Source organism: Cohnella panacarvi Gsoil 349 (assembly GCF_000515335.1).
Lineage (GTDB): Bacteria > Bacillota > Bacilli > Paenibacillales > Paenibacillaceae > Cohnella > Cohnella panacarvi.
In genome coordinates, this window is record NZ_KI911563.1 from 4,513,849 (window position 1) to 4,525,408 (window position 11,560).

Below are 11,560 nucleotides of genomic sequence, written 5' to 3' on the forward strand. Positions count from 1 at the left end.
TTTACTTCATACGATGCGGTGTGGTATATTTTGAGGAAGATTAGCCGTATAGAGACAGGAGTAATTACCTAGATGTTCAAGCGTTTGATTCCCGATCAGATCGTGAATACCGTATACGATATCGATCTGAAAGCATTGAAAGCCCGAGGCGTGAAGGGCATTATTACCGATTTGGATAATACGCTGGTCAGCGCCAGGACTCCGCTCGCTACGCCGAAGCTGGTAGCCTGGCTTGATTCCGTTAGAGATATGGGTTTCAAGGTCATCATCCTATCCAACAATAACAGCCGTCGCGTGAAGAGCTTCGCCGCCCCCCTTGGAATTCCTTACATTCCCGCGGCGCGCAAGCCGACGAGCAGCGCGTTCAACGAAGCGGTGCGACAGCTCGGCCTTAAGCCGGAACAAGCCGTCGTCGTAGGCGATCAATTAATGACGGACGTGCTTGGCGGGCGCAGAGCGGGCCTGAAGACGATACTCGTGACCCCGATCGCGCGGGGCGAAGAAGGCTGGGGCACGCGGATTAACCGGATGATCGAGAGGATCGCGCTTCGCAGCCTTCGCCGCAAAGGGCATTGGCCTTTCGATAATAAAGGGGGACGCTAAACGTGACAAACGCGAACTTGGAGCGCTCCTCGCATTGCTCCGGCTGCGGCATTGCGCTGCAGAGCGAGAACATGGAAACCCCCGGCTTTGTGCCGGAGGCATCGATCCATAAGGAAGACGCGATTTGCCAGCGGTGCTTCCGCATTAAACATTATAATGAAGCCTCGTCGATCACGGTCGATCAAGACGAGTTTCTGAAGCTGCTAGGCAGCATCGCATCGACGGAAAGCTTAGTCGTCCATATCGTCGATCTATTCGATTTCGAGGGAAGCCTCATATCCGGTTTGCAGCGATTCGTCGGCACCAACCCCGTGCTGCTCGTCGTGAATAAGATCGACTTGTTGCCTCGCGTGACGAACTGGAACCGGCTCCGTAACTGGGTGCAGAAGCAAGCTCGCGAGAACGGCTTGAAAGTCGCCGACGTCGTGCTGTGCAGCGCGCGCCGCAATATCGGCTTCGACCGAGTCGTCGAGGCGGTTACGAATCTTCGCGGCCATCGCGACGTCTATGTCGTCGGCGCGACGAACGTCGGTAAGAGCACGCTCATCAACCGTCTCATCTCCGATTACAGCGATCTGAAGCGGGAGCTGACCGTGTCCCGATATCCGGGTACGACGCTCGATGCCGTTCAGATCCCGCTGGACGACGGACGCAGCATTATCGATACGCCGGGGATCGTCTATTCCACGCGGCTCACCGAGCTCGTCTCGCGTAAGGATCTAGGCGCGATAATGCCTGATAAGCCTCTGAAACCGATGACGTACCAACTGAACGCCCAGCAGACGCTGTTTTTCGGAGCGATGGCGAGATTCGACTTCATCGAAGGGGACAGGCAATCGTTCACGGCCTTCGTTTCCGGCGGAATTGAAATTCATCGTACGAAGCTCGACAGAGCGGATGAGCTATATGCCGAGCACAAGGGCACGCTGCTTAGCCCGCCCGACGAGGAGGGCTTGGCTTCGCTGCCCGCGTGGACAAGGCACCGCCTTCGCATTCAGCCGGGCAAGTCTCAAGACGTCTTCGTATCCGGTCTCGGCTGGATTCAAGCGAACGGCAAGTCGGGAGCGACCGTCGACATTCATGCGCCGAAAGGCGTTAAAGTGATGCTTCGGGACAGCATACTCGGCAACGGCAACTAAGGCGACGCATGCCATCGCTAACCGCTCTGGGGAGGAGCAATCGATAGATGGATAGCTACACCGTGCTTTACGGCGTAATCGGCGATCCGATTCGCCATTCCAAATCGCCGGTCATGTTGAATCGCGCGTTTCGGGAAGCAGGCATTAACGGAGCTTATGCGGCTTTTCACGTAACGCCGGATAAACTAGGGGAAGCGATCGCGGGTATTCGGGCGCTAGGCTTTAGAGGACTTAATGTCACGATCCCGCACAAAATAGAGGTCATGAAGCACCTCGACGACATTCATCCGGGCGCCAAGGCTGCAGGTGCGGTCAACACGATCGTGAACGAAGGCGGACGGTTGATCGGCTATAATACGGACGGGATCGGATATGTCCGGTCCTTGAAGGAAGAAGCCGAGCCGAACTTGGCCGGACGGCGAATCGTCGTACTCGGCGCCGGCGGCGCGTCGCGAGGCATCCTGTGGGCGCTTGCGCAAGAGAACCCGGCGAAGCTCATGCTGGCTAACCGAACGGAAGAGAAGGCAAGGGAGCTTGCGGGCGCCTTCGCTTCGGAGTTCGAGATCGAACCCGTCGCATGGTCGGATCTTCGCGAAGCTTGCCGCGGCGCGGACGTCGTCATTAACACGACATCCGTAGGCATGTCTCCGAACGCGGACGAGACGCCGATCGATCCGACATGGCTGAAGCCGGGAGCGGTCGCAAGCGATCTGATCTACAATCCGCTCAAGACGAAATTCGTCCGGGAAGCGGAAGCCGGCGGCTGCCGCGGACACGGCGGACTCGGCATGTTCATTTACCAAGGCGCATATGCCTTTGAATACTGGACCGGACAATCGGCTCCGGTCGGCGTCATGCGGGAAGCCGTCATGGCGTCTTTCAACTAATCGAACCGAAGAAAGCGGGAAACAACATGTTGACTGGCAAGCAGAAACGCCACTTGCGGGCGCTCGCCCACCATTTGAAGCCGATATTCCAAGTCGGCAAAGGCAGCACGAACGACCACCTTATCCGCCACATCGAGGAAGCGCTCGAAGTGCGAGAGCTGATTAAAGTTTCGGTGCTCAACAACTGCATGGACGATCCGAGAGAGATCGGCGCGGAACTCGCGGAACGATCCGGAGCGGAGCTCGCGCAAGTGATCGGCAAGACGATCGTTCTGTACAAGGAATCCCGAGACAATAAACAAATCAAGCTGCCACGATAATTCGCGAAAGGCGGGAGCAGATGAGAAAAATCGGCTGCATGGGCGGCACGTTCGATCCGGTGCATATCGGTCACTTGCTCGCCGCGGAATCCGCCAAAGAAGCGGCTAAACTGGACGAAGTATGGTTTGTTCCGACCTCCATACCTCCGCATAAACCGCAGCCGGACACGGATTCGCAAGCCAGGTGCGAGATGCTGAAGGCCGCGATCTCAAGCAATCCCGGATTCCGTCTCGAGACGATCGAGATGGAACGCGAAGGGGCGTCGTATACGATCGACACCGTTACCGAGCTGCAAGCTCGGGAACCCGATGCGCAGTTCTACTGGATCATCGGTTCGGATATGGTGGGCGACTTGCCGAACTGGCGAAGGATCGACGAGCTCGCGGAACGCGTTACCTTCATCGGACTGGAACGGCCCGACCAACCCGGCAACGATGCGGCGCTGCCTTCGTTCTTGCGCCGGCGCCTGCTGCGCGCGGCGATGCCTCCGCTTGGCATCTCGTCGACGGACATTCGCCGCCGGCTGAAGAACGGCCGCTCGATTCGTTACCTCGTACCGGAAGCGGTACACGATTATATCCGGGGGAATGACGTTTATGGATCTTGACTTGCTTAGGGAGGCGACGCGCGGCCAAATGCCGGACCGACGATGGAAGCATACGCTCGGCGTCGTCGAGACGGCGATCAAGCTGGCGGAGAGGTTCGGCGGAGACATACGCAAGGCTGAGCTCGCGGCGTTGCTGCACGATTATTCGAAGGCGTGGCCGATTAGCCGAATGGAACAAATCATTCGGGAGCAAGGGCTTCCAAGCGAATTGCTCGAACACGATAGAGAGCTTTGGCATGCGCACGTCGGCGCATGGGCGGTTCACGCCGAGCTCGGCATCGCGGACGATGAGGTGCTGGACGCGATTCGGTATCATACCTCGGGGCGCGCGCGGATGACGAAGCTTGATAAAATCGTCTGTTTGGCAGACTATACGGAACCGGGTCGGGACTTCCCGGGCGTGGAGAAGATACGCAAGCTGGCGGAGAAAAGCATGGAAGAGGCGCTAATCGCGGGTTTCGACTCCACGATTACGCTGCTGCTCGAGAAGGGCAGGCGCATTTTCCCGCTTACGATAGACGCTCGCAATGGACTCATAGAACAACTTGAAGCTAATGAATCGCAACAATCTAACGTTAACGGAGGCTGAGGCATGGCAGGAAACTCGGAAAAGCTGCTCAAATCGGTAATTGAAGGCGCGGACGACAAGAAGGCGAACGACATCGTCGCTCTGAATCTGCAGGGCATCTCGCTCGTTGCGGATTACTTCGTCATTTGCCACGGGAATTCGGATACGCAAGTGCAGGCGATCGCCACGGAAATCAAGAAACGCGCGGAAATCGAAGGAATGCGCGTACGACTGGAAGGCATGGATACGGCGAGATGGGTGCTGATCGACATGGGCGACGTCGTCGCGCACGTCTTCCATCGCGACGAACGCGAGTATTATCATCTGGAGCGTCTATGGTCGGACGCGAAGGCAGTTGAGATCGTATGAGCCTAATCGCCGGAACGCTTAGGACGCTGCGCGTGAACCGCGAAGTGTCCCCGTACGGCTGGTTTCTCGGAGACGATGAAGACGGGGGCGCCGAGGTGCTGCTGCCGTACGGAGAGTCTGTCGGTGAGAAGCACGAGATCGGGGCGGAGATCGAGGTGTTCCTCTTCCATGACGATAAGGAACGTTTAACCGCTACGCTGCGCAAGCCGTATCTCGTTGCGGGCGAGATGGCCCGCGTGGAAGTCGCCGACTTCAATCCGCGTTTCGGATACTTCCTCGAGATCGGGATCGGCCGTCAATTGCTGTTGCCGCTTAAGGAGTTGCCCGAAGGACGAAGGGACGTATGGCCTCAGACGGGAGACGAAGTACATATCGTTATGAAGCACGACAAGGAAGGGCGAATGCTCGCTCGCCTCGCGAAGCTCGACGATTTCGAGCCTTACGTGTTCCGGGCGCCGTCCTCGTGGAACAACGAGTGGAAGGAAGGCTGGGTGACCGACGTATTCAAGGACGGCGTATTCACGCTTGTGGATGGCGGCGTTCTCGGTTACGGCTCGCTCGGCTATATTCATCATTCCGCGATGATCCACCCGCTGCGGATCGGACAGAAGTTCAAAGCCCGCGTCACGCAGGTTCGCGATGACGGCAGAGTCAGCCTAAGCGTACGCGCGGCGAAGGAGACGGGACGCGAGGAAGACGCCGACCGCTTGCTGGCGTTCCTGAAGGAGCGTCCGGGCGGAGCGATGCCTTATTCCGACGAGACGAGCGCGGAAGATGTCCAGCGGCGTTTCGGTCTGAGCAAGTCCGCTTTCAAGCGGGCGTTAGGCAAACTGATGAAAGACGGACTCGTTACGCAGAAAGGCGCATGGACCCACCTCGTGAACAAAAATGAGGAGTCGGATCGCGCGGAGTAACGAGTAATAAATAACATTGGAGAGACAGTTATGCGTTCTTATCGGCAGTTTGCGTCCGTGTACGACCGGTTAATGGAGGACATGCCCTATTCGGAGTGGATGCATTTCGCCCGTAAGTGCTGGCAGCAATACGGCACGCCGAAGACGATCGTCGATCTCGGGTGCGGTACGGGCAATATGGCGATTCCGCTCGCGAAATCCGGATTCGCCGTGTTCGGCATCGACCTTTCCGCGGAAATGCTGTCGATCGCCCGAAACAAGTGGGACGAGCCGAGCGCCGGAGGAGGACGCCGCGACTCGGGAGCGGTTCGGTGGCTTCAGCAGGATATGCGCGATTGGGAGCTGCCCGAGCCGGTCGATGCGGTCATCAGCTTCTGCGATTGTCTGAATTATTTGACCGAACCGGACGACGTCATTGCGGCTTTCCGATGTACGTACGCCGGACTTGCGAAGGGCGGACTGTTCCTGTTCGACGTCCATGCGCCGATTACGTTCGAGCGGTATGCGGAGGAGCAGCCGTTCGTATTGGACGACAAGGACGTCGCGTATATGTGGACATGCGATTACGACGAGGCAACGCATACGATCGATCACGATCTCACGTTTTTCGTGCGCGACGAAGGACCGAGCGGGTCCGATGCCGTCTACCATCGTTTCGAGGAGTCTCACTCCCAGAGGGCTTACGATCCGGAATGGATAACCGAGCAGTTGGCGGCCGTAGGCTTCGAGTTGCTGCATCGGGCCGCGGATTTCAAGTGGGACGCGCCTAACGAGTCGTCCCAGCGATTGTTCTACGTTGCGCGGAAGCCTGAATAACGATCGGACGCGAATGTTGGACGTCATAGTTGATGAGCAATGTAGGGGGAGAAGCTCTCTATATTGCTCATTCTTTTTTGCAAAATTAATCATTACGACAAGACATGATTCCCGGAGGCAGAACCTACATTGAATCGCTACCCTTTCGAATACGATCATTCACGCCCTTTTCTCGCGCAAGTCGGCGAGTGGGTGGCGGACGTGTTCTACGATATCCTGCCGGAAGCCGGATTCGAAGTTCGCGACGAGCAAATTTATATGGCTTATCAATTGGAAAGAGCGTTCGCCCAGAAGATGACCATCTTCGCGGAAGCAGGCGTAGGAATGGGCAAAACGCTAGTGTATCTGCTGTACGCGATCTGTTACGCTCGCTTTACCCGAAAGCCGGCGATCATTGCCTGCGCCGACGAAAGCCTAATCGAGCAATTGGCCAAGCCGGAAGGCGATCTTGCCAAGCTGGCTCGGCATCTGAGCCTGTCGATCGACGCTAGATTGGCGAAGTCCGCGGACCGGTATCTTTGCTTAATGAAGCTGGATCAGGCGCTGACTTCCGACGAACATTCGGATGCTTTCAGAACGGTACACGCGGAACTGCCGGCGTTCGTTCATCAATACAAAGCGATGCAGTCGTTCCATGCTTACGGAGATCGCAAGCAATATCCGCAATTGAACGATCGACAGTGGGACAAGATCAGTTGGGACTCGTTTCAGGATTGTTTTACTTGCGAACAAAGGCACCGCTGCGGACAGACTTTATCGCGCGAATACTATCGGAAGTCCGGCGATTTGATCATTTGCTCGCATGATTTCTACATGGAGCATGTGTGGACGTATGAAGGTCGAAAGCGAGAGGGGCAGCTTCCGCTATTGCCGGATCACTGCGCCGTCGTATTCGACGAGGGGCATCTGCTGGAATCGGCCGCTCAGAAAGCGCTCACCTACCGATTAAAGCATTCGGCGTTCGAACAATTGATCAGTCGGCTGTTGCAAAACGAGATTCGGGAATCGTTGGCGGTACTCATAGACGAAGCCATCGACCGCAGCGAATCTTTGTTCGAAGTCCTGCAAGGACATTGCGAAAGGATACCAGGCTCCGACCGGAAGCGGATAGTTCCGGGCAAGCCTTTGCTTGAAGAAGTACGGTTGTTCCGCCAAGTTATCGAAGGGATCGAAGAAGAGCTCGTGTTCGAGAGCGAGCTGTATACGTTGAACGAGTACCAGTTGCGCATCGTCGAGGAGCATCTGGAGATGATCCAGAAAGCTTTAAGCCTGTTCCAGAGCTCGGAAGGATTAATCAGTTGGGTAACCGAAGACGAGGATGGGCTGACCCTGGTCATCATGCCTAGAGCCGTTAAAGAAGTGTTGAAAGAAAGGGTATTCGCCCTGAATATGCCGGTCGTGTTTTCGTCGGCTACATTATCCGTGAACGGATCGTTCGATTATATGGCAAGCAGCTTGGGCATTGATCATTATTTGTCCTTCAGCACGAAATCCCCGTACGATTATAAGAATCAAATGGAGGTTGTGGCTCCTGAATGGCCGAATGGGGCATCGTTCGAGGAGAAAATGAAAGTTGCAGCGAGCCTGCTGAAACGAACGGAAGGCAGAGCGTTGGTGTTATTCAACGATAAAGAAGAGCTGCATAAGTTTAAGGAGTTACTCCCGTCTTATCCGGATTGCGCGGATTTGCGAATCCGGTTTGAAGGAGACGCCGAAATCAGCCACCTCATTAGCGCTTTTCAACGGGATGAGGCAAGCGTTCTGTGCGCGATAAGTCTATGGGAAGGGCTCGATATACCCGGTCCTTCTCTCTCGAACGTCATCGTGTGGTCGCTGCCCTTTCCGTCTCAAGACCCGGTGTTTGCGGCCAAGCGGGAGGCGGCGTCCCATGCGTACGACGAGGTGGATCTGCCCTATATGCTGCTCCGTCTTCAGCAAGGGATGGGACGATTGATTCGTTCGCGGGAGGATCGCGGCATCGTCGCCGTCTTAAGCGAGGAAATCCATCATGACGCGAAGCTTCGTCAGGCGATTGCGGAAATATTGCCGCAAGGGGTTGCGTTGCAAGAACAATGAGGAATAGATGCCTGAAATAGAAAAGGATAGCATTCAGATATAATCTGAACGCTATCCTTTTCTATGGTTTCTTATTTATTCATATTGTTGCCCGGCGTCGGCCGTACGCTTCGGCTTGCTTGGCCAGAACGCCCATTGCCCTAGCTTCATCGTGATGGCGGGGACGAGGAACGGACGGACGACGAACGTATCGAGCAGTACGCCGATCGTGGTAATGAGGCCGAATTGAACGAGCGCTTGGATCGGCAGCGTCGCGAGTACGGCGAACGTTCCGGCCAGAATGAGACCCGCGGACGTAATGACGGCGCCCGTCTCGCCCACGCCTTCGCGTATCGCCTGGCCGAGCGGCATCTTTCCTCTTTTCTGCCAGATGCTCGATATCATGAAGATGTTGTAGTCCTCGCCGAGCGCGACAAGGAAGACGAATGCGTACAGCGGAATCGAGCCTTGGATCGCATCCGCGCCGAAGCCGTAATGAAGCACGATCCAACCGAGGCCAAGCGCCGAGAAGTAGGACAGAATGACGGTCAGCACCAAATAGGCGGTCGCGACGACGGAGCGGAGGTAGGCGAGCAGCAGCAGCGTAATGAGTCCGATGACGATCGGAATGATCAGCACCGTATCCCGATCGCCTGCCGCTTTGGCGTCGTGCTGCTCCGCGGTCGGTCCGCCGATCCATGCACGGTCGGCGGCATCCGCTACGCCTGCCTCGACTAAGGTTTGCTCGGCGGCTTTGCGCAAATCCGGAATCAAATCCATCGCTTCGATGGAGTAAGGATTCATGGACAATTGCGCCTCGTAGAGCACGATATTCGGATCGTTCGTCCCGACTTGCGGTTCGGATACGCGATCCACGTAAGGCAACCCGGCCAATTTGTCCCCGAGCGCGACGTCTTTTCCTTGCGTGTCTACGATGACCTTGACCGGCGCGAGCTCCCCTTGCGAGAATTTGTCGCCGATCAAGGCGAATCCTTCACGCGAAGCCATATCCTTCGGGAAAGAAGACAGAATATCGTAAGTGACTTTAATCTGAGTCGCATACGCCGCGAAGCCGCCAAGTACGATGACGCAGATGGCGATGATCAACCCGGGTTTCGCGACGACGGAGCGTCCTGCCCAGTTGCGCGGCTCGCGGGCAGGCGCATCGACCGGCGCAGGCAGACCTTTGCGCTTCGCGCGCTCGGCGCGCATCGCCGGCGTGCGGGGGACGAACGGGAAGAAAGCGCTTCGGCCGATAATGGCGAGCAGGGCGGGCACGAGCGTAAGGCTGGCGATGCCCATGATCAGAATCGCGATGCCGAACGGCACGGCGAATCGGTGATAAACGCCGTATTCGGCGAAGAGCAACGCGAACAATGAGAGAACGACGGTCAGTCCGCTCATCGCGATCGCGCCGGACGAACCGGTGATGGCCGACAGAAGCGCCTTGCCGGCGCTTTCCTCCGTCTTAAGGAGCTGGCGGAACCGGGAGATGAGGAACAGGCAGTAGTCCGTTCCCGCGCCGAACAGCAATACCGTCATGATCGACAGCGCTTGGGAATCGTATACGATCCATCCTTCGCTTGCCATCCACCCGAGCACCGGATTGATGACGCCATAGGCGAAGCCGACTGCGACAAGCGGGATAAGCGCAAGGATCGGCGAGCGATAAATCAGCAAGAGGAGAATGAGCACGAGCAAGACCGTTCCGATCAACAGCGAGACGTCGGCGTTCTTGAACAAGCCCGTCGCGTCGATCTGGATGCCGACCGGGCCGGTTACGCGGATGCTCAGCTTGCCGGGCTCCGATGTCGGTGCTTCGAACGGATCTGTGCCGAGGAGAGCAGCCGTCGTATCGCGAATATGCTCTATGCCTTCCTTCAACTGCTCGGCGTCCGCTTCCTTATCGAAGAGAACGGGAACGACGATCGTGCTTGAATCGGAGGACAGCTCGGCCTTCAAAGCCTCTGGCGGAAGTTGATGCAGCGGAGGCATCGCGGTTTGATACGGAGCCTTCGTCTCCGTCAGCTTGGCGGCCCATTGCCCAATGCTTGCGAGATCTTCGTCGGTTAAACCGCCTTCGCGATGCCAGACGTAAAGCGCGGGCACGTCGGCCCCGCTCGAGAACTCCCGATCCGCGACCGCTTCCGCCTGTACGGATGGCTTGCCCTGGCTTAAGTTCGGCGCGTTGTTGTTCTCATGACTGCTTGCGCTGGGAAGAAGCGCGCTCAGCAGCCCGGCAGCGACGATCCAGATGAGCAGCGTCGCCCATCTGGAACGCTTTCCGGCCACCCATTTCGAAATTCCGGCGTTATCGTTCATGCTCGTGTTTCCTCCTCGGCATTTTTAACGGAATAAGATATAATACAGGTATACGACTTATTATATATACCGGAAGGTTAATTATACAAATAGACAAATTGTGAAGTTAGCAGGAGGTCCTCATCATGAGTCCGACAGAAGGTAAGCTCAAGCGATCGCCAGGCCGGCCTAAGCAGGAAACCGACGGCACGCCGATGCGGGAAACAATCTTGAACACCGCTTCCCGATTATTCATGGAGCTCGGGTACGAGCCGGTTTCCCTCAAGATGATCGCGGGTCGCGCGGGCGTCACGAAAGCGTCGGTGTACTACTACTTTTCGAATAAAGCCGAGCTGTTCGCGACGGCCGTCATCGAGATGTTCGTCCGCATCCGGATGCGGACGAAAGCCATTTTAGACGCGGACGGCGATTTGAAGGAACGGTTGATTCGTTTGGCCCGGGTTAAGCTGTCAGCCTCGCATACGGACTTCGAGAGCATGATGCGGGAAGCCGAGCCATCCTTAAGCGAGATTCAGTTGCAGGGCATTCGGCAAGCCGAGCATGGACTGCACGGGGCGCTTGACGAGGCGTTCCGCGCGGCAATGGTTAGGGGGGAGCTGGCGGAAGGGGATTCGATGCTGCTGGCTCATGCATTCTCAGCGCTCTTGATGCTCGGAAACCGGGAACGGCTCGGAGACCGGAAACCGACTGCGGAGGAGCTATCCTCGGAGCTTGTCGAGCTGTTCCTGAACGGGGCCGCGAGGCATTAGGCGGGCGCTTCGCCGGCTTGACATCGATCGATTCGATTAGCTATAATCATGGCATACTTTGGCTGAGAAAAGGAGCAGTAATCGACAACGCGTTACCTAGAGAACCGGCGGATGGTGCAAGCCGGTTAACGCGGACGATGAACTCGCCTTGGAGCTTCCGGACCGAGAAGGATCGGCGCGCGTTGCGCTTGGATTCGAGTAGGCCGGACG

The 11,560-nt window shown here is 56.9% G+C and carries 12 protein-coding genes and 1 other annotated feature (1 of these 13 cut by a window edge); of the genes, 11 read left to right on the forward strand and 1 reads right to left on the reverse strand.

The window, feature by feature from the left end; all coding sequences use genetic code 11:
- Positions 1-72 precede the first annotated feature (72 nt).
- The 10 genes from COHPA_RS0121510 (at position 73) to COHPA_RS0121555 (ending at position 8,300) form a co-directional block, all read left to right on the forward strand.
- A complete protein-coding gene (locus tag COHPA_RS0121510; protein WP_027088213.1) occupies positions 73-603 on the forward strand; it encodes a YqeG family HAD IIIA-type phosphatase in 531 nt (176 codons plus the stop codon).
- 2 nt (positions 604-605) lie between these two features.
- Positions 606-1,742, forward strand: coding sequence for a ribosome biogenesis GTPase YqeH (gene yqeH / locus COHPA_RS0121515; RefSeq protein ID WP_027088214.1), 1,137 nt, complete (start codon positions 606-608; stop codon positions 1,740-1,742).
- A gap of 47 nt (positions 1,743-1,789) precedes the next feature.
- A complete protein-coding gene (gene aroE / locus COHPA_RS0121520; protein WP_027088215.1) occupies positions 1,790-2,629 on the forward strand; it encodes a shikimate dehydrogenase in 840 nt (279 codons plus the stop codon).
- 26 nt (positions 2,630-2,655) lie between these two features.
- Positions 2,656-2,949, forward strand: coding sequence for a ribosome assembly RNA-binding protein YhbY (gene yhbY / locus COHPA_RS0121525; RefSeq protein WP_027088216.1), 294 nt, complete (start codon positions 2,656-2,658; stop codon positions 2,947-2,949).
- A gap of 20 nt (positions 2,950-2,969) precedes the next feature.
- The gene (locus COHPA_RS0121530; protein WP_027088217.1) at positions 2,970-3,557 is read left to right on the forward strand and encodes a nicotinate-nucleotide adenylyltransferase; all 588 of its coding nucleotides are present in this window, start codon (positions 2,970-2,972) and stop codon (positions 3,555-3,557) included.
- Positions 3,547-4,146, forward strand: coding sequence for a bis(5'-nucleosyl)-tetraphosphatase (symmetrical) YqeK (gene yqeK / locus COHPA_RS0121535; RefSeq protein ID WP_027088218.1), 600 nt, complete (start codon positions 3,547-3,549; stop codon positions 4,144-4,146). Before COHPA_RS0121530 ends, yqeK begins: the two co-directional genes overlap by 11 nt.
- A gap of 3 nt (positions 4,147-4,149) precedes the next feature.
- Entirely contained in the window at positions 4,150-4,494 is a 345-nt protein-coding gene (gene rsfS / locus COHPA_RS0121540) for a ribosome silencing factor (protein WP_027088219.1), read from the forward strand.
- A complete protein-coding gene (locus COHPA_RS0121545) occupies positions 4,491-5,408 on the forward strand; it encodes a CvfB family protein (protein WP_027088220.1) in 918 nt (305 codons plus the stop codon). The genes rsfS and COHPA_RS0121545 overlap by 4 nt, the downstream gene beginning before the upstream one ends.
- 30 nt (positions 5,409-5,438) lie before the next feature.
- Positions 5,439-6,224, forward strand: coding sequence for a class I SAM-dependent DNA methyltransferase (locus COHPA_RS0121550; protein WP_027088221.1), 786 nt, complete (start codon positions 5,439-5,441; stop codon positions 6,222-6,224).
- Positions 6,225-6,353: 129 nt separating this feature from the next.
- Positions 6,354-8,300 carry an ATP-dependent DNA helicase gene (locus tag COHPA_RS0121555; protein ID WP_027088222.1) on the forward strand — a complete coding sequence of 649 codons (1,947 nt, stop codon included), beginning with the start codon at positions 6,354-6,356 and terminating at the stop codon, positions 8,298-8,300.
- Between the two features lie 75 nt (positions 8,301-8,375).
- Here the strand turns inward: COHPA_RS0121555 and COHPA_RS0121560 are convergent, their stop codons facing one another.
- On the reverse strand, positions 8,376-10,601 hold the full coding sequence (locus COHPA_RS0121560) for an MMPL family transporter (protein WP_027088223.1): 2,226 nt from the start codon (positions 10,599-10,601) through the stop codon (positions 8,376-8,378).
- 125 nt (positions 10,602-10,726) lie between these two features.
- Between COHPA_RS0121560 and COHPA_RS0121565 the strand changes: the two genes are divergently transcribed.
- On the forward strand, positions 10,727-11,350 hold the full coding sequence (locus tag COHPA_RS0121565; RefSeq protein ID WP_027088224.1) for a TetR/AcrR family transcriptional regulator: 624 nt from the start codon (positions 10,727-10,729) through the stop codon (positions 11,348-11,350).
- Between the two features lie 55 nt (positions 11,351-11,405).
- Positions 11,406-11,560 (forward strand) — a binding site (T-box leader) (it continues 96 nt past the right edge of the window).